The sequence below is a fragment of the Providencia sp. PROV073 genome, assembly GCF_033688125.1.
Classification (GTDB): Bacteria; Pseudomonadota; Gammaproteobacteria; order Enterobacterales; family Enterobacteriaceae; genus Providencia; species Providencia hangzhouensis.
Map to the genome: position 1 here is coordinate 63,972 of NZ_CP096355.1, position 23,037 is coordinate 87,008.

At 47.0% G+C, this 23,037-nt stretch carries 29 protein-coding genes and 1 pseudogene; 25 read left to right on the forward strand and 5 right to left on the reverse strand.

Annotated features, from left to right (window positions below; translation table 11 throughout):
• Positions 1–332: 332 nt before the first annotated feature.
• From ltrA to M1F17_RS21685, 15 genes are all read left to right on the forward strand, one after another.
• Entirely contained in the window at positions 333–1,721 is a 1,389-nt protein-coding gene (ltrA, locus tag M1F17_RS21615; protein ID WP_275146235.1) for a group II intron reverse transcriptase/maturase, read from the forward strand.
• A gap of 245 nt (positions 1,722–1,966) precedes the next feature.
• Entirely contained in the window at positions 1,967–2,170 is a 204-nt protein-coding gene (locus M1F17_RS21620) for a hypothetical protein (protein ID WP_223370754.1), read from the forward strand.
• Between the two features lie 71 nt (positions 2,171–2,241).
• Complete coding sequence (yfbR, locus tag M1F17_RS21625) at positions 2,242–2,847, forward strand: 5'-deoxynucleotidase (protein WP_275146236.1); 606 nt, start codon at positions 2,242–2,244, stop codon at positions 2,845–2,847.
• Positions 2,840–3,106 (forward strand): hypothetical protein, encoded by a 267-nt coding sequence (locus M1F17_RS21630; RefSeq protein ID WP_275146237.1) that lies wholly within the window; start codon positions 2,840–2,842, stop codon positions 3,104–3,106. The genes yfbR and M1F17_RS21630 overlap by 8 nt, the downstream gene beginning before the upstream one ends.
• Complete coding sequence (locus tag M1F17_RS21635) at positions 3,103–3,315, forward strand: hypothetical protein (protein ID WP_013141585.1); 213 nt, start codon at positions 3,103–3,105, stop codon at positions 3,313–3,315. The genes M1F17_RS21630 and M1F17_RS21635 overlap by 4 nt, the downstream gene beginning before the upstream one ends.
• A gap of 69 nt (positions 3,316–3,384) precedes the next feature.
• The gene (locus tag M1F17_RS21640; protein ID WP_275146238.1) at positions 3,385–3,942 is read left to right on the forward strand and encodes a pyruvate dehydrogenase; all 558 of its coding nucleotides are present in this window, start codon (positions 3,385–3,387) and stop codon (positions 3,940–3,942) included.
• A gap of 75 nt (positions 3,943–4,017) precedes the next feature.
• Positions 4,018–4,869: an NgrC gene (locus M1F17_RS21645; RefSeq protein WP_275146239.1), complete on the forward strand. Its 852-nt coding sequence runs from the start codon at positions 4,018–4,020 to the stop codon at positions 4,867–4,869.
• A 205-nt stretch (positions 4,870–5,074) separates the two neighbouring features.
• The gene (locus M1F17_RS21650) at positions 5,075–5,221 is read left to right on the forward strand and encodes a hypothetical protein (RefSeq protein ID WP_001032043.1); all 147 of its coding nucleotides are present in this window, start codon (positions 5,075–5,077) and stop codon (positions 5,219–5,221) included.
• A 106-nt stretch (positions 5,222–5,327) separates the two neighbouring features.
• A complete protein-coding gene (locus M1F17_RS21655) occupies positions 5,328–5,714 on the forward strand; it encodes a hypothetical protein (protein ID WP_001077337.1) in 387 nt (128 codons plus the stop codon).
• 177 nt (positions 5,715–5,891) lie between these two features.
• Positions 5,892–7,619, forward strand: a complete 1,728-nt coding sequence (locus tag M1F17_RS21660) for a toprim domain-containing protein (RefSeq protein WP_163440188.1) — start codon at positions 5,892–5,894, stop codon at positions 7,617–7,619.
• Complete coding sequence (locus M1F17_RS21665) at positions 7,606–7,887, forward strand: hypothetical protein (RefSeq protein WP_071681612.1); 282 nt, start codon at positions 7,606–7,608, stop codon at positions 7,885–7,887. The genes M1F17_RS21660 and M1F17_RS21665 overlap by 14 nt, the downstream gene beginning before the upstream one ends.
• Positions 7,888–7,959: 72 nt before the next feature.
• Positions 7,960–8,199 (forward strand): permease, encoded by a 240-nt coding sequence (locus M1F17_RS21670; protein ID WP_318837455.1) that lies wholly within the window; start codon positions 7,960–7,962, stop codon positions 8,197–8,199.
• 9 nt (positions 8,200–8,208) lie between these two features.
• Positions 8,209–8,325, forward strand: coding sequence for a hypothetical protein (locus M1F17_RS21675; protein ID WP_013141592.1), 117 nt, complete (start codon positions 8,209–8,211; stop codon positions 8,323–8,325).
• Between the two features lie 120 nt (positions 8,326–8,445).
• The gene (locus tag M1F17_RS21680; protein WP_163440186.1) at positions 8,446–8,820 is read left to right on the forward strand and encodes a hypothetical protein; all 375 of its coding nucleotides are present in this window, start codon (positions 8,446–8,448) and stop codon (positions 8,818–8,820) included.
• A gap of 113 nt (positions 8,821–8,933) precedes the next feature.
• Positions 8,934–9,659, forward strand: coding sequence for a hypothetical protein (locus M1F17_RS21685; protein WP_000988731.1), 726 nt, complete (start codon positions 8,934–8,936; stop codon positions 9,657–9,659).
• A gap of 319 nt (positions 9,660–9,978) precedes the next feature.
• Here M1F17_RS21685 and M1F17_RS21690 read toward each other — a convergent pair.
• A protein-coding gene (locus M1F17_RS21690; RefSeq protein ID WP_318837456.1) for an IS3 family transposase occupies positions 9,979–11,108 on the reverse strand; the annotation gives its coding sequence in 2 pieces (ribosomal slippage) (positions 9,979–10,856 and positions 10,856–11,108; 1,131 coding nt in all).
• Positions 11,109–11,369: 261 nt separating this feature from the next.
• A complete protein-coding gene (locus M1F17_RS21695; protein WP_105712538.1) occupies positions 11,370–11,780 on the reverse strand; it encodes a winged helix-turn-helix transcriptional regulator in 411 nt (136 codons plus the stop codon).
• A 99-nt stretch (positions 11,781–11,879) separates the two neighbouring features.
• Here M1F17_RS21695 and M1F17_RS21700 point away from each other — a divergent pair, with 99 nt between their 5' ends.
• Together M1F17_RS21700 and M1F17_RS21705 are read left to right on the forward strand one after the other, a co-directional pair.
• On the forward strand, positions 11,880–12,716 hold the full coding sequence (locus tag M1F17_RS21700; RefSeq protein ID WP_056511438.1) for an enoyl-CoA hydratase/isomerase family protein: 837 nt from the start codon (positions 11,880–11,882) through the stop codon (positions 12,714–12,716).
• 245 nt (positions 12,717–12,961) lie between these two features.
• Entirely contained in the window at positions 12,962–13,741 is a 780-nt protein-coding gene (locus M1F17_RS21705; RefSeq protein ID WP_109018074.1) for an APH(3')-VI family aminoglycoside O-phosphotransferase, read from the forward strand.
• A 507-nt stretch (positions 13,742–14,248) separates the two neighbouring features.
• Here M1F17_RS21705 and M1F17_RS21710 read toward each other — a convergent pair.
• Positions 14,249–15,393 (reverse strand): IS3 family transposase gene (locus tag M1F17_RS21710; RefSeq protein ID WP_318837457.1). Its coding sequence is split into 2 segments (ribosomal slippage): positions 14,249–15,129 and positions 15,129–15,393, totalling 1,146 coding nucleotides; the frame shifts between segments, so codons are not numbered across the junction.
• A gap of 85 nt (positions 15,394–15,478) precedes the next feature.
• On the opposite strand from M1F17_RS21710, the pseudogene M1F17_RS22605 reads away from it, so the two are divergent.
• Positions 15,479–15,573: pseudogene (locus M1F17_RS22605) on the forward strand (RHS domain-containing protein); the annotation flags it as partial.
• A gap of 99 nt (positions 15,574–15,672) precedes the next feature.
• Positions 15,673–16,125: a hypothetical protein gene (locus tag M1F17_RS21715; protein WP_162923918.1), complete on the forward strand. Its 453-nt coding sequence runs from the start codon at positions 15,673–15,675 to the stop codon at positions 16,123–16,125.
• Between the two features lie 15 nt (positions 16,126–16,140).
• On the opposite strand, the gene M1F17_RS21720 is transcribed toward M1F17_RS21715, so the two are convergent.
• Positions 16,141–16,743: a hypothetical protein gene (locus tag M1F17_RS21720; protein WP_163440239.1), complete on the reverse strand. Its 603-nt coding sequence runs from the start codon at positions 16,741–16,743 to the stop codon at positions 16,141–16,143.
• A 260-nt stretch (positions 16,744–17,003) separates the two neighbouring features.
• Between M1F17_RS21720 and M1F17_RS21725 the strand changes: the two genes are divergently transcribed.
• The 6 genes from M1F17_RS21725 to M1F17_RS21750 all read left to right on the forward strand — a co-directional run bounded on the left by M1F17_RS21725 (position 17,004) and on the right by M1F17_RS21750 (position 21,687).
• The gene (locus M1F17_RS21725) at positions 17,004–17,285 is read left to right on the forward strand and encodes a hypothetical protein (RefSeq protein ID WP_000575657.1); all 282 of its coding nucleotides are present in this window, start codon (positions 17,004–17,006) and stop codon (positions 17,283–17,285) included.
• Positions 17,286–17,583: 298 nt separating this feature from the next.
• The gene (locus M1F17_RS21730) at positions 17,584–18,120 is read left to right on the forward strand and encodes a hypothetical protein (RefSeq protein ID WP_080783715.1); all 537 of its coding nucleotides are present in this window, start codon (positions 17,584–17,586) and stop codon (positions 18,118–18,120) included.
• A 2-nt stretch (positions 18,121–18,122) separates the two neighbouring features.
• Entirely contained in the window at positions 18,123–19,133 is a 1,011-nt protein-coding gene (locus tag M1F17_RS21735; RefSeq protein WP_000543934.1) for a tyrosine-type recombinase/integrase, read from the forward strand.
• 4 nt (positions 19,134–19,137) lie between these two features.
• Complete coding sequence (locus tag M1F17_RS21740) at positions 19,138–20,007, forward strand: 3'-5' exonuclease (protein WP_080783714.1); 870 nt, start codon at positions 19,138–19,140, stop codon at positions 20,005–20,007.
• Positions 20,004–20,495, forward strand: coding sequence for a hypothetical protein (locus tag M1F17_RS21745; protein WP_000139717.1), 492 nt, complete (start codon positions 20,004–20,006; stop codon positions 20,493–20,495). Before M1F17_RS21740 ends, M1F17_RS21745 begins: the two co-directional genes overlap by 4 nt.
• A 316-nt stretch (positions 20,496–20,811) precedes the next feature.
• On the forward strand, positions 20,812–21,687 hold the full coding sequence (locus M1F17_RS21750; RefSeq protein WP_080783713.1) for a DNA replication terminus site-binding protein: 876 nt from the start codon (positions 20,812–20,814) through the stop codon (positions 21,685–21,687).
• Between the two features lie 336 nt (positions 21,688–22,023).
• Here M1F17_RS21750 and M1F17_RS21755 read toward each other — a convergent pair whose 3' ends face one another.
• Entirely contained in the window at positions 22,024–23,028 is a 1,005-nt protein-coding gene (locus tag M1F17_RS21755) for an IS110-like element IS5075 family transposase (RefSeq protein ID WP_000427614.1), read from the reverse strand.
• Between the last annotated feature and the right edge of the window lie 9 nt (positions 23,029–23,037).

The following is a 23,037-nucleotide window of genomic DNA, read 5'->3' on the forward strand; positions in this document are numbered from 1 at the left end:
AAGGGTGTTCACCGTGAGGTTAAATCTGAAGGAAGCCGAAAGCAAAATGCTGGCCTGACGAACAGGAAGCGATTTAGGCGCTGTAGCAGGGTAAGGTGGCCAATATCACCAAAGCCCAATACTTGCACGGAATGTTACAACGTAGAGTCGACAGGTATAAGCAGGAAGGTCGCGCGAATTACCCCGGGAGGTCTGAGTGTCTGCCAGAGTGCTACTGACATCGGGAGGTGTTGGGATGGATGCTCAGAAGTCAGCCGAGGCCGTAGTAGTGCTCTTAACCAACAGCACGAAGGGCTGAACATAGTTAACCGCGATTAGGACTCTGGACCTCGATGTTGATTGATGATGCACAAGCGCAGGCGACTGCGGCCATGAACAGAGGAAGCGAACAGAATTCGCCGGGGCTGGTTGATGGTGTTGAAATTGATACGGTGGCCAGTGGGCGAACGAAAGCGGAAATGTCGTTGACGATGGACGCAGTGATAAGCCGCGAGAACCTGATGCTGGCGTATCAGCGGGTGGTAGAAAACAAAGGTGCGGCGGGGGTGGATAACCTCAGTGTGCTGGAGTTAAAACCATGGCTGAAACAGTATTGGCCGAGCGTCAAAAGTACACTGATGGCGGGCAGTTATCTGCCACGGGCAATCCGCAAAGTGGATATCCCAAAGCCAAATGGCGATGTGAGAACACTGGGTATCCCAACCGTGGCAGACCGATTTATCCAACAGGCGATAGCACAAGCATTAACACCCTACGTGGAACCGACATTCTCGAAGTCCAGCTACGGCTTCAGACCCAACCGCAATGCGTGGCAAGCGGTGCGACAAGCACAGCAGTTCATTCAAAGCGGCAAACGCTGGGTTGTAGACATGGATTTGGAGAAATTCTTTGACCGTGTCGACCACGATATTCTGATGTCGAGACTGGCACGGACTATCAAAGATGAGCGGCTGCTCAAACTTATCCGCCGTTATCTGGAAGCAGAAATGGTGGATGGAAAAGAGGTCTTAAAACGCGATAAAGGCATGCCGCAAGGCGGCCCATTGTCCCCGTTGCTATCGAATATCCTGCTGGATGAACTGGATAAAGAGCTGGAGCGACGAGGTCACAGCTTCTGCCGCTACGCCGATGACTGCAACATTTATGTCAGCAGCCAAAAGGCGGGCGAACATTTACTGAAAGACATTAGTGAATTCTTAGCGAAAACGCTGAAACTGAAGGTGAATGCACAGAAGAGTGCAGTGGCAAGACCATCGGAACGTAAGTTCCTTGGTTACAGCTTCACATGGCACAAAGTGGCCCGACTGAAAATAGCACCAAGCAGCGTAGGCAGGCTGAAAGACAAAATCAGAAGCCTGACCACGGGAAATGGTTCAAAATCAGTAGCAAAAGCTATCAGCGAACTGACACCGATACTGCGTGGGTGGATAAGCTACTTCCGACTGACCCAAATCAAAGGCGTGCTAGAAGAGCTGGACGGCTGGATAAGACGTAAACTGCGTTGCCTGTACTGGCGACAATGGAAGCGACCTTTTACCCGAGCCAAACAACTGATGAAAGCAGGACTTAATGAAGTCAGGGCATGGGCGTCAGCTTGTAACCAGCGTGGCGCTTGGTGGAACTCTGGTGCCAGTCATATGAATCAGGCTTTAAAGAAGAGCTGGTTCGACATGCTGGGACTGGTTTCACTGCTGGAAAGTCATCGACAGTTCCAGTGTTAACATGAACCGCCGTATGCGGAACCGCACGTACGGTGGTGTGAGAGGACGGCGGGAGTAATCCCGCCTCCTACTCGATCACCCCAAAAGGGCAATTACAGCGTTTTACCCTTTTAGGTGGCTGTCATACTCTTTGCTCATTGTCAGCGCTTGCTGGCTATAACGGTAGCTGGCCCAAAACAGCAATAACCTAACCCCTCGGGAGGCAACCCCTCCTGGGTTCTCTCCCACAAACAAAGGAGAGAAGCATGAGCCTAGACAAGTTAAGTCGGCTGGTGGACCAACAGCGAAAGACCCAGGATGAAATCGACCATGAAATCATTCTGGCCGTCAAAGAGGTGTTGGCTACAAACTCAGTCGGTTTAGCCCGTGAGCTTGTTGGGTGTGTCCCGCAAGATCATCCATTCCATCCGTTTTTACTCGCTATAGCAAAGCAGCTTGACCCGAGATAACTAAGTAACCCAACCGGGTACACCAAGGCCCGGTCGGCTTTGGTGTACCTCCAACCAATTTTGGAGGCACTATGTCTAATTCAAATTTCGGCTTTTTAGCTCTGGCCTTGCGCCAACGCCTGATCAAACGCTGGTCACTGATGCACTCTGTTCAACCGGAGTCTGTGTTGGAACACAGCGCTGTTGTTACCCTGCTTTCCTACCTGGCGGGCAATATTGCCATTCAGCAAGGCAAGTCGGTGGATCTGGCAGTCATGCTTGCTCATGCTTCGTTGCATGATGCAGCCGAGGTTCTCTGTTCGGATGTTGTAACACCGGTCAAGAAAGCAAACGCTGTTTTGCAGCGTGAGTTTGAACGACTGGAAAAGGCCGCAGAGGACAAACTCATCCAGACTCTTCCCAAAGAACTCCAGGATGCAGTCGCCATAGCCTTCGCTCCCGGTGGCTATGAACAATCACTGGTTAAGGCCTGTGATACCTACTCCGCTTACATCAAGTGCAAACTTGAGGTGGCCGCAGGTAATGGCCTTGAGTTCCAAGATGCTCTCAGCAAAATGGAACGTGTTGTTGCTCAGGTGAAATTGGACTTTCCGGAAATCGACGCTCTGGATAAATGGTTTGGTAACGGACTCGGCCATTCAGTAGATAAACTGCTGTCAGGGGGTAACGATGACTAACCTACAACCTGGCGACATCAAGATTAAGGACTTTGGCCGCGACCGGAAATTCCGTTCGGTTGATGAGCTTCAAAGCACTTTGTCTGAACAGTACAAAGGTCAGCATGTCAGCATCGTTTACCCTGCAAAGCCCAGCGGTTTACTCCGCACGGTTTTTGTCAGTGTCGATGATGCTGGTGGCGTGAATCGAACCTATGGGGACCAGTCTCCAGTCGATTTTTCTGCCATCAAAGATGACCTTTTTGGTGAAATGCTATGAAAGCATCACTAAAATCCTTATCAAAAGAGCAGGTTAATACACTGGCATGTAAGTTAGGGGAAATTCAAAGGCATTTGGCCGAAGATACTGAATTACTCTCCGATTTAAGTGAACTAGGTATTGATTTGTCGTCTGAGATTGATGGCTACGATTGTGTGATAGAAGCTCTATTTGAGTTGCAACAGTTCGCCAATCAAAATCTGTCTTAATAAGTTAACCCTCACTCGGGCGCATCATCCCGAGAGGGTGTGGTGCGTCCTAACTATAAGGAATGCACTATGTCTAACTTTGAACAAGCTCTGGAACGTACTGACGGCAAGACACTGATTCTCAGCAACGGGAGTAAGTGGGCAGGCCAAGACCCGGATAACATTCAGACTTTGCTGGATGTTCTCGGCAACAACGTTCTTGATCCAATGTTTGAGCAGTATCACTGCTACCGTTCTTATCCGTTTGAACCCCTGATTAAGACGGGGCGCAATGATAAGATATTCCAGCCTTGGCTGGGAGCAGCTTGTTTCTTTGGGAACTTTCTTACGGTCTCTCATGTTTTCAACATCATCACGAAAGATGACAGTGTTGTTGAGGCGTTAAATGAGGCGATCCAGAAGAACATAGCGACTGAACAATACCAGCAGTATGCCTATGAGCGTTACGCCGGTTGGTTCTACGCTGAAACTAGCGAAGGGTTTAGGCTTGTATCTCCAAGTGAGGCTGCCGACATCCGTGTTGGCGCAGTTTCAAAGCTGCGTTACCCAAGAAACTTCGAGGTTATGAAAACTGCGGTTATCAAAGGACCTCGATTCGATGCTGAATTAAGCCGCAAGGCTTCTTAAACCCAAATATTAACCCCACGGGGGACATTAGTCCCTGCGGGGGTGGTGTCTCCCTCTGAAACTAAGGAGATACCAATGATTAAACAGCATTTTCAAAACGAACTGGTTAAGTGCGGATACCCGGATGATCTGAAAATTGAGTACAGTCTCGGGTACTGCCAGGGCGATGGAATGGCATTCTATGGAGACTTGGGCGTTGATGACGTAAAAGCACTCATGAAGCGCCTATTCAGCACTGAGCTCGGCCAAGTAGATGCTGTCAGTCGCGTGAAGAACCTGATGGCACAGAAAGACATTGAGAATATGCTTTTTGTCCTCCGTGAGTATGGTTCCTGTGACTTGTCCATTACCCGGAACAGTTATGGGCATCACTACAGCCACTGGAACTGCATGAACATCGACGACAACGTGGACTTTACAGGGATCTTCCCTGATGATGACACCATGCTAGGAACCGGCATTGAAGCGATTAACCAGGATATGATCGAGCGTTGGCAAGACATCTGGGATCGTTTTGTGTTGGAGCTGGCGGATGATGTGAAAAGCATTTCCAAGAAGCTCGAATCCGACGGATACTCGCTGATAGAGGCATCTCCATGCGAAGAAGAGGTGGTTTGGGAACGGACCACTGAAAACTACCTGGTGCGTGTGACTGAACTCCCTGAGCGGGATTTCGATATGGGCCACTGGGATGACGAAGTAAGAGACCAAACAATTTGTTCTATCCTGGAAGGGAAAGAGCGAGTGCTTGGCCTACGTGTTGAGGTACTCTCTCGTGAAAACGAGATTGTCCTGGGTGAAGAGAGTCTGCACGGCTTGACCGTTGCCAGTGATGACAAGAGCTACGCTGGCTACAGACGAGAACTTCTCCGGGGCGCTATCCAGCAAACCAGGGACTTTTTCTCTCGCCACCTCAAAGCGGCATAACAAGGCAGGGGGAAACCCCTGCTTTACTTCCCAAGTCTTCTTACTCATGGTGAATACCATCAGTAAGCAGATTTTGTTCTCTTCGGAGAGCGAAAAGTGCGATAGCTGGTCGCCAAAAACAAACAGCAAATTAACGTTAATTTATTAATCCCTGCGGGAGTCTATCTCCTGCTGGAGATACCTCCCGTTATTTCTGGAGGTATCCATGAACAAATTCCAAGACTTTAAGTTGGTTTATCGTCAAGGTGGTCGTCGCTTAGAGCGTGTCTTTACGGACACTCTTTACGCGAATGTGAAGCGTGTCGCTGACTCGTTTCCTCCGACCGTTCTTTGGCGCATTCAGCCAGCGTAAAACTCGGAACCTTAAAGCTCGGCTTTGGCCGTGACCTTTCAATAACCCATGCGGGTACACTTCCCCGCACGGGGTAGGTGTACCCATTAACTTTGGAGTACACCTTATGAACCAAGTAGCTAAATTGGACCTCGCCCAAATCCGTCAACAAGCCATCAATGATGGTCTGCTGGTGGACCAATCTTCCATCGGTAAACAAGCTGGTTTCCTGACCAATGTGGCAGTGACCCCGGCAATTGTCGATGGAGTATTTGGTGCAGATGGTAAGCACTCGGTAGAAGACTTCCTTTTTATGTTTTTGCAGCTTTGTGTTGCTCAAACAAAGGTCGCTTTTACCGACAACAAGAATTGGGGAAAGATTCGTCTTTATTACCCCATGCCCACTGTAGATGGCTTTTTCAAACCCACTGAGGTTGTGATTAAGTCAGATCCTGTAACCGCAGATGTCACAATCATGATGGCCTCGGAAGAGGGCACTCATTTGTGCTTGTGATATTCACAAAATTCGCCTCCGTTTCGGGGGCGACCTTTTTAAACCCCTCGCCGGGGAGTTCTCCCCGGCTGGGGAGCCTCCTTGGCACATTCTCCCGGTGTCGGGGTTTCCTTAAAACCCTGGCGACGGGGGTTTAAGGAAGCCTCGATGCTGGGGTTCACGCTAAGGAGAAAACCTATGTCTTACTACAAAGCTGACACCGTTCGTGAAGCTGCAAACGGAAACTGGCTATTCATCCTGGCGGCCCTAGCGCCCCATCTTGAACCAGCTCTCCGTAAACCTGGTCGTCATGTTTCTTGTCCTATCCACGGCGGGAAAGATGGCTTCCGACTGTTCAAGGATGCCCACCTGACTGGTGGCGGCGTATGCAATACATGCGGTGCCAATCATGATGGTTTTGAGCTGCTGATGTGGCTCAATAACTGGGACTTTAAACAGTGCCTGAGCGAGGTTGGTGATTATCTAGGCGTTGAGAAAGAGCAACCCCAGTATCAACAAGCCGCTGCACCGACACGAGCTCCTGTCCAGGCCAAAGCGCCTGTTCAGCAAGAGCCTATGAAGGTGAATAACAAGGTTCTCGATTCCAAGAATCGTAAAAAATCCATTGCCGGTACTCTGATTGCCCACGGTAAAGCTCCTTATGAGCATAACGAAGACAACGAGCTCAGCTACTTTGCCTTCATCCGTGACAAGAGCGGTTTGGAACGCACCATCTGGGGCGTGGATCTTGAAAGAGCCATTGGTGAAAGTGAAGCCAAGTATGGGGATGAGATCGTCATGACAAACCTCGGGCGCGAGCCTGTAACTGTCGTCGTTGAAGTTAAGGACGAGCAGGGGAATGTTGTGAGAGAACAACCTATGCAAACGCATCGCAACTCCTGGCTGGTGGAACGTCGCGGCGCTACGGTAACGCAGTTCCGCGCTCGCTCGAACGGTGGTGTTGAGCCGGTGAGTCACCATGTAGAGTCGGCCCCTGTGGTCAACCGCACGGTAGAAGCTCCGGCACCGCAAGTACAACCTGCGGCCACACAACCGGAAGAGCAAAGCAGCGAAAATAAGCCGAAAGTTGTTCCGATGTTTCGTGAACAACCTAAGCCTTGGCTGCTTGAGCTCCAAGAGGAAATGGAGAAGAGAATGGAGCGCGAACGCGCTTACAGTGCTCGTCTCCGTGAGAAAATCGAGAAGGCATGGAACGAGTGTTTACCGTTCTCCAGTCATGTGACTGAGCCAATGCGTCTGTACTTCAAAAACCGTGAGCTTCTGTTCAAGGTCGATGAAGTAGAAAAAACAGACTGTCTGCGGTTCAATCCGGCTATGGCCTACTACGACGAAGATGGCAATGAAGTTGGGAAGTTCCCGGCTATAGTCTGCGCTATCCGAGATGTGGAAGGCAATCTGGTAACGCTCCACCGCACCTATCTCACCCCAAACGGTAAGAAAGCTAAGGTCGGCAACGCCAAGAAAATGATGCCCATTCCGGAAGGTTTGGATGTCAATGGTGCGGCCATCCGCCTTGGTGAACCGACTGAGGGTATCCTGGGTGTTGCAGAAGGGTTGGAAACAGCTCTATCCGCTTATCGAGTCACTCAAATCCCGGTTTGGTCAACGGTCAATGCGACCCTGATGGAGTCCTTCGAGGTTCCGGAAGGTGTTCACACCGTACTGATCTGGGCTGACAAAGATAAGTCTGTGACTGGTGAGAAGTCAGCGAATGTGCTGAAAGCCAAGCTGGAGAAGCGCGGCATTCGTGTGTACATCCTGCTGCCTAAGCTCCCTATCCCGCCCAGAGCGAAAGGGATTGACTGGAACGATGTCCTGATGAGTCAGGGAAGCCTCGGCTTTCCAAATGCTCGCTACCTGCGCGATTTTATTGCGAGAAGGAGAGATGAGTATGCCCGTCATTGATGTCTCAAAGGTTGATACCACGCCTGGTAACGACGAAGTGTGCTCCTTCTCACCCCCTGAGGGGTGGGAGGGTGACTCTGCGGCTTACATTGAGCTTATGCGGTCTCGGTATCGTAATCTGATGCACTGCCAGAGAATGATGGTGACGGCTTCTTTCGCAAGAAGGGAGTCCATCCAAGTTACTGGTCCTTTTGCTGACGAAGCGACTAAGATCATTAACTCAATGAAAATGAACAAGGCAAAGCCGCCATCGGCTTTGTCTGCTTAAAACTTTAACCCTGAGGGGGTGTTCATGCCCTCTCGGGCATGATTCGCCTCCTCTTCAACTGTGGAGGTAATTATGAAAAAGTTTTTGCGTATTAAGACGTGGTTTGTGCGTCTTTTCTCTCCTGACAAGAAGACTCTGGGAGCTATCGGTGAAGACCTGCGTAAGGTCGCCGTAACAGCCATCGGTGTTGGTATTATAGGATTGGCTGTATCTGGGGACACTATTACCGTCAAAGAAGCCGGTTTAGTGTTGTTTGTTGGGGTTATACTGTGGATCTATGGTATAATCTTAACCAAGGTCAGCAATTCCTAAGGGGGTCAAATGGACGCTTTCACATTAGGTATGTTAGGGTTGCTTTTATTTTTCACTGTCGTCACTGGCGGCAGTCTGTATCTCTACCATGAGAAACAGAAAGAAAAAAAGCATCACAATGCCTAAAGAATAACTGCGAAAATGAACGAAAAGGCCAGCAATAGCTGGCCTTTTTTTATACTTGAAGTTTGAGGTGTTACATGTCACGATAAGGTAAGTGTGACATGTAACGGAAAAGGTGATTTTTTGAAAGTATCCAATGAAGACGCTCATTCGACGTCAATCTACCTCCTCAGAGCCGCTTCACGTCCAGCGTTTTGGCGTGACGTTCCATTCGATAAGAAACTTGAAGCTGTCAATAGTCTGAATAGCATAGGACGTTCACCCTCAGAACTTACCGAATGGATTAATAAATATCTGACAGCAGAGCAAATTAATAAGCTCGGGACATCTATTAGGCAACGTCGCAGAAGGGGATATGGTGTTGGTAAAAGCATAACTATAAGCGATAACGCTCACAGGATCTTGAAGCGGTTGTCAGAAGTCGATGGTTGCAGTTTGTCAGAAGTGATCGAGAATCGCCTAGCCCGAGCTTATAAAAATACATGGGACCATAAATAGAGTGACACGAGGGGTTGCATTTCTAAAACCCGTGATAGCATCTAAATGAACCCAAACGAATAGGGTTGCTGGCGGCGATGCCGACCATTATCCCGACAATGGAGAAATAGACCATGATGACATTGACTACCGTCTCGAAGAAAACTTCAAATAATTCAGCCCTTGTATTCTGGCGCGTTGGTACAAAACGGAAAGGCATCCTTGATGTCCATATTGATTTTGACCACGAAGAAGCGGATCTTTTGGCTGAGCTCGTAGCAATTCGCTATCTGGCGCTGGACAAACAGGTTTTTTGCAGAGAGCCAGGTGCTGGTGCTGGTTACAAGCTGGTGGTATCCAAAGGTGCGATCAAGAAGCTGGCGCTGGGCAAATCCACCAAGGCTTTTGCTTTCAAGTTTGCGGCTTGCCTCACTGGGCGTTTAAAGGGCGCTACTATTGAAGTCTCGCAGAGCATGGAGTTTATGGATGAGCCGGGAGAGGGCAACATTGAGCTCCTCGATGTGGACAAGCAAGCCTATACCCAGACCCATGACGAAATATCTACACCGGCCATTGGCCCCGTCCTGGTTACTCAACATGCCATCGATCAGTATCAGGCCCGGATAACCTCTGGAGATCCTAAAAAACCGTGGGCCTCACTTGTTGGCCGCCTCCAGCATCCAGAGTTACAGGTTCAGCCCTTTGACGAGAAAGTGGCTCGCCATAAAGCCAGAAAGTATGGCCGCGTAGATAATGTGGAAGTCTGGGGCCATAGAGATTCCAAGTTCAAGTACCTGATGGTAATCAACGACGACAACCAAAAACGTGTTCTTGTCACGGTGTTTGAGCGAAATGAGTAACCTGTTTGGTGAGTCTTAACCTGCTTCTCATTTGTTCTGAATACACAACCTCTCCAAATCACGTATTCATACCCTAAGATGGATATGAAAGTGACTTAACGCTATCCGCTGATGTGCGAAAGGGCGACTCTGGGAACTTTGTAATTTCAATTGACGACATTCATGTGCTTTGAGGTGGGGCTATGACTAGACGCGGCCACTGGAGACGTGCTGGCGGAGTATATCTGGCTCGATGGAACACCCTTGGGCTGATGTGGTTCCGTTAATTAGACCACTCAATCTAGTTTTATAAGTGATAAATCCGCTCTAAATATTTAAATTATGCTGCCATTACTTTTGGTAAATGTCGATCATAAAATTCATTTGGTGTTGCCTTATTCAAGCTTGAATGAGGACGTATCGTGTTATAAAAATCCAAATATTCAGCAATTGATTGTTTTGCTTGTTTAACCGTATCGTAAGCCTTCAAATAGACTTCCTCATGCTTCACACTGCGCCATAAACGCTCAATCATTACATTATCCATCCATCGTCCTTTCCCATCCATACTGATACGGATATTTCGCAATTTTAACTCATTCAAAAATGCCTCGCTTGTGAATTGACTGCCTTGGTCTGTATTAAATACCTCTGGACAACCATATTTCACAATTGCTTCTTGCAACGCATCTATGCAAAAGTCTGTTTCCATACTGATCGATACTCGATGAGCCAGTACTTTACGACTATGCCAATCTATAATTGCACACAGATAGACAAAGCCTTTAGCCATAGGAATGTACGTGATATCTGTACACCAGACTTGATTAGAGTGATCGATGACCATGTTTTTCAACAGATATGGGAAAATACGGTGTGCAAGATTAGGCTTACTGGTATTGGGTTTTGGATACAAAGCATGTATTCCCATCAAGCGCATTAAACGTCGGACTTTACGCCGACCTATTTGATGCCCTTGACGCTGTAGCATATCTCGTATCATTCGACTGCCCATAAATGGGTAGTCGAGATGAATTTCATCGATTAGACGCATCAAACTCAAATCAGTTGATGAAATCTCTTTGGGCTTGTAATACAACGTACTGCGATTGATTTGAATCAATTGCGATTGTTGTCGTACCGAAAGTTGATGGGTCTTATCGATCATTTTTTGCCGCTCAGCTGCCCTATTTTTCTGAGCGCACCTTCTAAAAAATCAATTTGCAATGCCTGATGTCCTATCTTGGCATGTAAAGCTTTGAGGTCAATCTCAGGTTCTTGTTGTGCTGTTGGTCGTGAAAAAATATTGATTGATTGCTCAAGCAGTTGATTTTTCCAATCGATGATTTGGTTTTGATGTAAATCGAATTGAGTAGAAAGTTCAGCGAGTGTGTGGTCGCCTTTAATTGCTGCGAGAGCAACTTTAACTTTAAACTCTGCTGAATGATTACGACGTTTTCTTCGTGTCATGGTTGACTCCAAAAACAAGCATTTCCCATGCTTATTGGGGAGTAGATTATCACTTATAGACGTGGTCTAAAATCCTAGAACCACATCAAATTCAAGATATGAACCACCTTTGCGGTGGTTTTTATTGTATAGATGAAAGTGGAACAAAATTAAGTAAGCAAAACAGGTGGTAGTTTTAAAACCTAAATAATCTTTTCCATATTCATCAGATTTTGGACGAGCAAGCCAAGTTCTCATATTTTTAGCTAGCGACTACACACGTTATTTCAGTGTTATGCCTGATTGCTGGGTGGTAGCTGTGCGAATAATATCATCAGATTGGTCATAGTGAGATTGGCACACCTGAATGGTATCCATATTCTCGACGGTCCAGTCGTAGAGCGCGTTAAAAGGCAATTTGAGTGATTGACCAAGTGGCGTCAAGGCATATTCCACCCCTAGCGTTTTCCCATCTATAACGGTGCGTGTCACCATACCATTGCGTTCTAACTTGCGAAGTGTCTGTGTCAATACACGTTGGGTAATACCATCAAGACGCCGTTTGATGGCGTTGAAGCGGCGTGGTTCATGTAACACCATCAAAACCAGCATTGACCATTTATCTGCGATTTGATCGAGAATGGCACGGCTTGGGCAGTCGGCACGGTAGATTGGATCGTGATCAGGGTTCATAGGTATGCTCCAAGATACTTAGGATGCTTAAGGTGCGTAATTGACACTAAGTATACATAAGATACCATGATTGCACACAGCTAAAATCAAGGGTATATGATGACCATTCCAACTTATTCCACACTTCACATTGAGCATGATCAAGGCGTGGCGACTGTCAGCATTAACAATCCACCAGTTAATGTATTGGATGTTGCATTGATGAGTGATATTCGAGCTTTTCTCACTCAGGTACGTGATGACCCACAAACACGTGTAATCGTGTTCCAAAGCGCCGATCCTGAGTTTTTCATCGCTCATGTAGACATGACCTTAATTGATGAGCCAAACGCTTTTGACCAGTTCGCAAAAGATGTACCTAATGGATTGAATCCATTTCAGGCTTTGGGAGAGATGATTCAGGCACAGCCGCAAGTGACAATTGTTAAGCTCGAAGGCTTGGCGCGTGGTGGCGGTGCTGAATTTGTGGCAGCAGTGGACATGGCATTTGCTGCTATTGGGCGCGCTGGTCTCGCCCAATGTGAGGCATTGATGGGGATTATTCCTGGCGGTGGTGGTACTCAATATCTTTCACAGCGTATGACACGGGGGCGTGCATTAGAGGTAATTCTTGGTGCTGACCTTATTGACGCTTTGCTAGCCGAACGATATGGTTGGGTAAATCGTGCGCTTCCGGCAAATGAGTTAGACGCTTTTGTTCATCGCATCGCCACAAATATTGCAGCTTTACCTGAAGGGGTCATCGCCGCTGCAAAGAAAGCAATCCCACCAACGGATTTAAGTGAAGACTTCCTTCGAGAGCACAAGGCATGGGCTGGTCTGTTTGCGCGTCCGGCTGCTGAAAAACTCATTCGTGGCGGCTTGCAGGCAGGTGCTCAAACAAAAGTGGGCGAACAGGATTTGGAGCAACTACTCCGCGATTTGTCTGCATCCTGAGGTCTTGCTGCTGTCTAATATTCTGCTCTAGCTTATTCTTGAGATTTGAGACAGAGAAATACAGCAACCCATTTTCCTTAAGCCTAGCGCTATTTATGCAATTGAGAGGTAATGACAAAAGTTTGATGCATTGACCCTCTATAGACAATAAGCCATATTTTTGCTACAGTGAACCTAATTAAGATCATCTATTTACTAGGCCTCGCATTTGCGAGGTTTTTAATGCTGAATAAAAGGAAAACTTGATGGAATTGCCTAATATTATTCAACAATTTATTGGAAACAGCGTTTTAGAGCCAAATAAAATTGGTCAGTCGCCATCGGATGTTTATTCTTTTAATCGAAATAATGAAACTTTTTTTCTTAAGCGATCTAGCACTTTATATACAGAGACCACATACAGTGTCTCTCGTGAAGCGAAAATGATGAGTTGGCTCTCTGATAAATTAAAGGTGCCTGAACTCATCATGACTTTTCAGGATGAGCAGTTTGAATTCATGATCACTAAAGCGATCAATGCAAAACCAATTTCAGCGCTTTTTTTAACAGAGCAAGAATTGCTTTCTATCTATAAGGAAACACTCAATCAGTTAAATGCAGTTGCTATTTTTGATTGCCCATTTATTTCAAGCATTGATCATCGGTTAAAAGAGTCAAAATTTTTTATTGATAACCAACTCCTTGACGAGATAGATCAAGATGATTTTGAGGCTGAATTATGGGGAGACCATAAAACTTACCTAAGTCTTTGGAATGAGTTAAATGAGACTCGTGTTGAAGAAAGATTGGTTTTTTCTCATGGCGATATCACGGATAGTAATATTTTTATAGATAAATCTGGTGAAATTTACTTTTTAGATCTTGGTCGTGCTGGATTAGCAGATGAATTTGTAGATATATCTTTTGTTGAACGTTGCCTAAGAGAGGATGTATCTGAGGAAACTGCTAAAATATTTTTAAAGCATTTAAAAAACGATATGCCTGACAAAAGGAATTATTTTTTAAAACTTGATGAATTGAATTAACTCCAAGCAATATCTAAAAATACTTAGCTGTATTTTTAAGTTGCTAATTTTTAAATAAATAAGTGAAAAAAGTTAGTGGAACTACTGATTTAAAGTTTTATATAGCCAATAAATCTAAATTTTGGTTTTTAAAATGAACTTATTTAAAATAGCTAAAGCTGTTTATTAGCTTAACTTGTGATTTAAGTTTTTTTGAATATAAAATTGTTAATTTATTAGCTTTACAAGTTTATTTAAATTTCATCGTGCAACATTTTTAACCAATTTTATTATCGATGGTATTTTTTTGTCTGCTTTTCTTTTCCTAGTCTTTTATCTATCCGTCAACCATATAGTATTTTATTAAATTCTTATGGGAAATGACGAATGTTAAATTATCTTAAGAGCTTTAATAATATCAATACTTATTTGATTTTATCGATAATTCTGCTGTTAATTATAATATCAGAGGTGGTCCCACTTGTTTGAACAACTAAAAGCGTATTTATAAGTGATATTCCGCTCTAGTTAAGCCACCTTGTTTTGTTGGGGTAGCTGATCATAGTAAAAATCATTTGGTGTCATTTTGTCTAGACTCGAATGAGGTCGTTTCAAATTATAAAACTCAAAATATGCACTTAATTGCTTTTTCGCATCTGTGACACTGCTATAAGCTTTGAGATACACCTCTTCATATTTAACGCTCCGCCATAATCGTTCAACCATCACATTATCTACCCATCGACCTTTACCATCCATACTGATTTGAATGCCATTTGATTTCAATACATCAATAAATGCATCACTGGTGAACTGACTGCCTTGGTCTGTATTCAATATTTCAGGTGATCCATATTTTTCAATCGCTTCATTTAAAACCGAAATACAAAAATCCACCTCCATACTAATCGATACCCTATGCGCAAGTACCTTGCGGCTATGCCAATCAATCACAGCACATAAATAAACAAAGCCTTTTGCCATAGGGATATACGTTATATCCGTAGACCACACTTGATTACTGCGCTGAATAGCCAACCCTTTGAGCAGATATGGATATTTACGGTGAGCTTGATTAGCCTGGCTTAAATTTGGTTTGCAATATAACGCCTGAATACCCATTTTCTTCATTAAAGTACGTGTATGACGTCGTCCTATATGATGCCCTTGACGATTCAACAAATCACGCATCATACGACTGCCTGCAAAAGGATATTGCATATGTAATTCATCAATACATCGCATCAGCTTCAGATCTGATGAGCTAACAGGTTTTGGGCGATAATAATAACAACCACGGGAGACTTTCAGCAGCTTAGCTTGCTTAGATACTGAAATCTGAAGTGAGTCGTCGATTAACTTTTGTGGTTGAAGCGGCCCAGTTTCTTCAACACACCTTCTAAAAAATCAATTTCTAATGCCTGCTCACCGATTTTTGCATGTAACTTTTTAAGATCAATGGGGGGTTCTGATGGAGCTTTTGATTGATCGAAAGCTTGCGAGGAAGCTGAGATCAATTGATTTTTCCAGTCAATAATTTGGTTTTGATGAACATCAAATTCAGCACTCAATTCAGCAAGTGTTTTTTCTGCTTTAATCGCAGCAAGTGCTACCTTAGCTTTAAAATCATTTGAATGATTTCTTTTTGGTCTACGTGCCATAAAATACTCCATATATTGATGTTTATAACATCATTTGAGGAGCAGAATATCACTTATAGGAGTTGTTCAAATTTACGGATCCATCTCTGGCGTTTTTCAATCAGGACAGCCCTACCAAGTCCACGTCTATCACCTGGGCACCCCGAAGGCACTGACCGACGTCAGCGGCCAAGTGTTTGGAAGGCGAGCCATCATAGAGTCAGTAGAGAGAGATACTTTTGGAAATCAATAGTATTATGATTGGTACAAATGAGTTGTAGCTCCATATTTTAAAAGGGGAATTTCAGAGAAATGAAGAATAAGAAGGTAATAGCTTTGATAATGGCCGCAGCCGCATCATGCTCGTCAGTCTACGCCGCGACATTACCGACCAGTGAGGTGGACGCATACATACTTGCGATGAACACCATGTCACCTATCACTGCAAAGTACACCATCCAGTACAAGCAAGCGGTTGAGCAGAAATGCAATACAGCCCTGAGCGTTGAGCAGCTCAACTCAAAGGCATTCACCAATGTTGTCCAGGCAATGGTGAGTAGTGAGACCGTCGATAGAATGGGGCTTGATGCTGCTGGTGGATCACTCCAGGATACCCTGTCTGTGATCGGCAAGAACGTCACATGCAGTGACCTGAACGCGCCATTTAAAGCACTCTTGGATGATAAAGACTTCACCAGAAAGCATCAGCACCTATCAAAGGTTTTGCATACGTGGGACGAGGTGGTTTCGCAGAGCAAGCCTTGAATAATAAAATGGAGCCTAACTGGCTCCTTTTTTAATGGGGATGATGTTACGTTCGTGGACGTTATTTTCACTCGGGATATGTAACGTTGAAAAAGGCGTACCGACAAGAGAGTGGTCACACAGCTCTCCATAATAGATCAGCGACAAAATCTCTTGCTCATTGATTTTACCCACCTTGAAAAGGTAATTGATTATAGCTGTGTCCAGTAGGTCGTGACATCCATTAAGAAGATCAACAATACTGGCCGCAGCCTCATTTTCCTCATCGTCTTCCCTACTGGTTAACACTGACTCTACCCATTCCTCAAGGCTTTCATGTTCCTCAGCCAGTTGTATTTGTCGGCATTCCTTTTCAATTAGGCTAGTAATCGCTTCATTGAGCATTCCGCCATGCGTCGGAATATTAAGAACAACACCAAACCCCGGGATCTTCTTTTGAATGGGTTTTGCTTTTTTGGGGGCTGATTTAAGCCAAAGAAAAAACCAAATTCCTGAGTTTATTTCTTCTGTCTTAACCTGATTGGCCGCAAGGAACTTGGAAACTTCGTTATAGATTACGCCGTCTGGCGCGGCCATCTCGTAAATACCGGCCATCAGATCTTCAAGGCTCTTATACATATTATTTCTCGCACCTGCACATGATGTGTTCACTATCGTTGTTAAGCGTTTTTTCAGCAAGTATGTTCCAGCGAGACATCTTATACCATTCCATCTAAATCTGTAAAAGTATCGTATTACCGTAATTATGATAATTACGGTAAATAGTTTTGAATTCCCCTGTTGTTGTTCTACTTATTAAAATGTATCTTTGAAAAAGTAGAGTTTTTGGAATAGGATAGGTGGTGCTGAATGCCCACTTTTTACAAGGAGCGCGACCAGTGATTTTTGATGTAAGAGCGACCTTTGAAGTGGCACTCCAGACGGACACCCACCTGGTACTTATCGATCTGGATCAGGGAGCATCAGTTACGAACGATGCTGATGCAGTGATCGCCTGGTTGGCCGCAAACCTCGAAGGTGGAATTGGAAAACGTAAGGTGTACTACCGGGACACCGATGGACGCTTTGATGAGCTCAAGGTTAATGCCGGTGCTTTTGCCGGATTTGCACCTTGTAGCGAAGGCCAGCAGACCACCTTGGCTGGGATGCTCGGCCAGTAACTTTGTGTGGAGAACTCGATGTTAAACAAAAACAAATTTGAGAAAGTTTTAAAGAGAATCCTCGATAAGAACTTTGAGCGCTGCTCTATTTGCAGGAAACCATTCCCTGGACCGTGCCATACTTTTGCTGGTTTGGATTCGGACAATAAAGTTCAGAACGTAGGTTCTTGCTGTCGGACCAGTATTGTGGACTTGCGGCATGGAGGTGTGTATACGACCGCTCCTGTAGACACTCAAGAGGGGCAAAGTCAGGCGCGTGAGCTGCTCGCAACACATCCTTGTAAGGGGATGATGGGACATGCTTAGCAAAAAAGTCTTTTTCATTAGTCAAGCGGAGGCCGAAAGACTGGAGCCGGTTCCCGGTGCGGCCATGATCTCCATAACTGACCCAGACAAGTCCCCTGCCGCTCTCGGACAGTGGGGGCAGTTGTACCGCGATAGCTTCTATGACGGCGGCTATTCTGAGAACACCATCCACACGATGAAGGCAGCGTTCCGGATGAATTACGCCTCTTACATTGACTCATCCCAGGCTGAAAAGCTGTCCACCTTCCTGGATGGATTGGTTGGTAGCGGTATCGATCAGATCTTCGTTCATTGCTATTACGGAGAATCCAGAAGTGGCGCGGTAGCGCTGCACCTCCAGAACAAACATGGATTCACTCCGAATAAGCCGATCACCAAGCCCAACCGAACAGTTTACGAATTGCTGTGCAATCCAACCAAGTTTGAACCACTGATACAAAGCTACGAAACGCAACATATGGAGGAGGAACTACCTCTTCACCTCAAAATATGGGATTTTCTTCTCGTTGCGGTCGGGCTTAGGAGGTGACTTTGCACGACACAAACAATGACAAGGAAGAGCTAGTTTCACATGCGAAAGTAAATGTTCCGGCAGAACAAAGCATTCGCGGTGAGCTATTGCCGTCATCGAGCTCGCTCCGGAACATCCAGGACAACCCCGCCGTCGCCTATCTGGTGAGCCTCGGGTCAAAGCGAAGCAGGCAGACCATGAGCTCATTCCTCAACATTGTCGCCAAGATGATCGGGTTTCAGAACCTTCGTGACTGTGCATGGAGCTCAATGAGGCGGCACCACATATTGGCGGTGCTGGAAATGCTGGGGGATGCAGGGAAGGCTCCGGCAACGATCAACACCTACCTGTCAGCGCTCAAAGGGGTGGCTCTTGAAGCCTGGACGATGAAGCAAATTGATACGGATAGCTTCCAGCACATTAAGCAAGTCCGTTCAGTACGTGGATCTCGACTTCCTAAAGGGCGAGCACTTGAACGCCATGAGATTCGCAGCCTCTTTTTCACATGTGAAAGTGATTCAAGCGCCAAAGGGCTTCGGGATGCGGCCATTCTCGGGGTGCTCCTCGGGTGTGGCTTGCGCCGATCGGAAATCGTTGCGCTGGACATGGGAAGCATGATCTACAAGGACCGCGCTCTCAAGGTTCTTGGCAAGGGCAACAAAGAGAGAATGGCGTATGTGCCTGGTGGCGCATGGAAAAGACTGGATAAGTGGGTTGAAGAGGTTCGAGGAACGCATGAAGGGCCTTTATTCCCGAGGATCAGGCGGTTTGATGATGTGACTGGAGAGCGGATGTCGGATCAGGCCATCTACCACATCTTGGAGACCAGAAGAGTTGAAGCCGGTCTGGAGATGTTTGCGCCCCATGACCTGCGACGCACCTTTGCCTCCTCGATGCTGGATAACGGTGAGGATATTGTGACCGTGAAGGACGCAATGGGCCACTCAAGCATTGCAACTACCCAGAAATATGACAGACGAGGCGATGAGCGCTTGAAGAGAGCGAGCCAACGCCTCGATATAGCGGATTAACAGCATGAATGATGATGAACTCGAACTTGCCAGAGCCGAAGCCATGAAAGCCGATAGGTGCTTTTCAAAAGGACGGCTCAGGGACGAATTTCGGATGAAGCCTAAGCCAGGAGTAGAGCCAGTTTCGTTCTACAAAAACGGGTATGGAGGCCAATTTGGAGTGTACCGGATAGCAGATTGCCAACCAATGCGGAGAAGGGGTTGTTCACCGGCATCACAAAAGCAAATAAGGGCGCAATCCATCCTTTCGGTCAAGGCAAGAATGCGTAGCAACCTGGCAAAGGCCTCTGTCATGGCACAAAGGTGGGTCGCTCTGGAACCTCTGGTTCTCGATACCGAGACGACCGGACTTGGTGAAAGAGACCAGGTGATCGAGCTGGCTGTGACTGACATCAGAGGCGCGGTTCTCCTCTGCACCAGATTACGGCCAACCGTGGAAATTGACCCTCAGGCAATGGGTGTTCATGGCATCACCGAGACTGAGCTGTCGAATGAGCCTACGTGGACTCAAGTTGCGCCAGCTCTCGCCAGGCTTTTGTCGGGCCGTCATCTGGTGATATTTAACTCCAGTTTCGACAGTAGGATGTTGAGGCAAACAGCCAGTGCATTTGGAGACCAACTCTCTTGGTGGCAAGAGCAGAACTGTCTGTGCGCGATGAAGCTGGCGGCTGATGCCTTTGGCTCAACCAACCGGCACGGCACAATCTCACTTGCGGATGCCACCTGCGAGGCAGGTGTGAGCTGGAAAGGTCGAGCCCATTCAGCAGCGACCGACGCTATTGCCACCGCCGACTTGGTGACAGAGATAGCTAAAGTCCAACGTGACCTCGTGGTCCAGCTCCAGGAGCTTCAAAGCAAAGGTAATTTGGAATGACAGAACAATCCTACGGCGAAAGCCTCAAATTTTTCTCAGACTGGCAGAAGGACCCCGCGAAACGCACCGGCCTGAATGTGCAACACACGCTAACCAGAGGTGAATATCCTACGGTCAGCATCGAGATTGCGCCGATCAGGGCATCGGGGTCCAGCCCAGACTGGAAAAGCAAGATCACGGTGCAGCTCACTCGCGGCGAACTGACGGCGTTTTGCAGCGTTCTCTTTGGTTTGCGTAGCAAGGCTGAGGGTTCCTATCACGGCGACGCGAAGAATAAGAGCTTTGCGGTTTACAACAACGGCAAGGCCGGTGTTGCGATCATCCTTAGTGAGCGAGGAAACCAGCTCCAGAATTTCATCAATGATGACGACCGAATGGAGCTCGCAGTCTTCGCAGTTCGCCAGCTTTCCAACGCATGGAAAGTTACCCCTTCTGATGCCATCGCGCTGCTACGCCAATCAGCGTGGATGGACCGAAATTTGTCCTAATCGAGCAAATCTAGGCACCCTAAAAGTCGTCCTATAACCACAAAGTTAGACCATCATGCAAAGTGGGGTATAGAGGGTGCCAGCCCCACCCAAGCAGTCCCACTCAGCCACGTTTCTGGCTTGCCCCGCGCTTTTCTTCTTTCTCTCTTTTTCTCTCTCTTTCTCAATCTTATCTCACACACGAAGGTCAAACAGGGCACCCGCCGACGCGAAGCGGAGGCGTATTCTTGCCCCTCCCCCTCGTTGCATGATGGTCTAAATCTGTCTACTATGTAACCAATGAACTGTTAGAACAAACCCACACATAGGCGGCAACATGGCTAAAAACTTCATATCAGAACAATTCTCGGCCATGTGCCGCGACTTAACGAACCTGTCCTCTCTTATCAAACGACTACCGCCACGGTACGCAAAAGTTGCGGCCATCCCTCCTACCAGAAAAGGAATGGAGAACGAGCCCGTCAACAAGATTGTCGTAACTGAACAAACTGGGCGCGAAGCTCTTGAGCTGGCAGCGCACAGCTACAGAGATCTTCACATCAACCCAGACTATTCGCAGAAGTCTGCCAGGCGCACCGTGGGGGTACTCTGGTTCTCCCCTTCCAGGATTGGTGTAGCTGACGAAATTGCGGCGACGGTTGAACGCATCAACGCGGCCAAAGCTGGTATCGAGGAGTTCATTATCTCGACGTACCCCACCAGGCAAGAGAGGTTTGAAGCACTTCGAGCGGACTGCCCTGGTGTCATGACTCTCCACCTTTACAGACAAATTCGGTGCTATACCAATGGCGACATCGACTCTATCCGCTTCACCTGGCAACGGAAGGACTCCTTGAAGAAGCCCGTAAAAGAGGAGCTTTTGCAACGCATCAGAGAGGAGCTGGAGCGATCTGGGCCAGACTATCAACTTCCCCTGGAGCAGCTTATCCAGAAGATCGCCAGCACCCCGGAGCCTTATCTCCGGGAGCGAAGGGAAGTAAAGGTTCAACCGGTGGCAAACGTCATGGCCGCAGGGGTACTCAAAACCGTTACCGCGCCAATGCCCCTGATCGTGCTCCAGGACAAGGATGTTCAGCTCAAATTGCTTCGTAACTTTGACGCCTCAGAACAACGCAAAACTCGATCTGATAAAGCGGCATCGGAAATCCTTGGCACCTTCGGTGGAGTCACTATCGAATCCTTCCCTGGATGAATCAGCGTGACCGCGTAACAAGGCTTTTCCGCAGCCGGAAGGGCTTTGTCCCACACAAAGGGGTCGTCTCAGAAAACGGAATCTATGGTCACTCCCGTTTTTGCAACACCGATTTTGACGACAAGTTGGCTTGCTTGAATCTATCCGGCGTCTGAATGGGATTTTATTCCCGCGCCTCGATGAGTTCCGCGCCTGATGAACCTCCAGAAAATATACGGCTTCAATGAGCCTTTCCGTTTTACAGGTTCCTCAACAGGCCGGTGGGCCGTTAGTATCATCAATATCAGTATTCGCAAAACCAGATGAATGATTGTTTAAACTGGTGTATTTCTGCCTTTATGCTTCGTAAGTTTGCTGTCGCGCCGTCAGTGCCCAGGCTATTCTGGCCAGCTTGTTTGCCAGAGCACAGGTGACGACAAAGTTGCTTTTCCGACACAACAACTCCCTGACCCAGTCGGCCAACTTGCCAGACTGGTGTTCCAGTTTTTGTATGAATACCCTGGCACACTGAACCAACAAAGTTCGGATCTTTTTGTTGCCCCGCTTGCTAATCCCTAACAATGTCGTCCGACCTCCCGTGCTGTACTGTCGGGGTACCAGCCCTGTTGCCGCCGCAAAGTCACGGCTGCTGGCGTACTGCTTCCCGTCGCCAATCTCAGTTGAAATAGTACTGGCAGTCAGCGTTCCAACGCAGGGAATACTCAGCAAGCGCTGTCCAACCTCATCTTCGTCCAACTTTCGTTTCAACTGAGATTCCAGATCTTTAATCTGCTCAACAAGATAGTGATAATGCTGTTGTAATTTCAGCAGTAACTGGCTGAGATAAAGAGGCAAACTACTGTCCTCAAGAAGGGTACTCAGTCGACTAATAACGGCAGCACCTCGCGGAACGCTGATACCAAATTCCAGCAGAAAAGCATGCATCTGATTAGTTGTTTTCACCTTATCCTGAACCAGGGATTCACGGACACGATGCAGAGCTCGCATTGCCTGCTGAGATTCGGTTCTGGGCTGCACGAAACGCATAGATGGACGTGATGCTGCTTCACAGATAGCTTCAGCATCAACGAAGTCATTTTTGTTGCTTTTAACGAATGGGCGGACAAATTGCGGTGATATCAGCTTTGGAAAATGCCCTAACTCTGCCAGCTTGCGTGCCATAAAGTGAGAACCGCCACAGGCTTCCATCGCGATGGTTGTTGCCGGGCATGTCGCCAGAAATTCGATTAGCTTTGGTCGGGTGAATTTTTTACGGTAAACGGCCTTCCCACGATGATCCTGACAATGAATATGGAAAGAGTTCTTACCCAGATCGATACCAATAAGCGCAATGTTTTCCATGATGGTTCT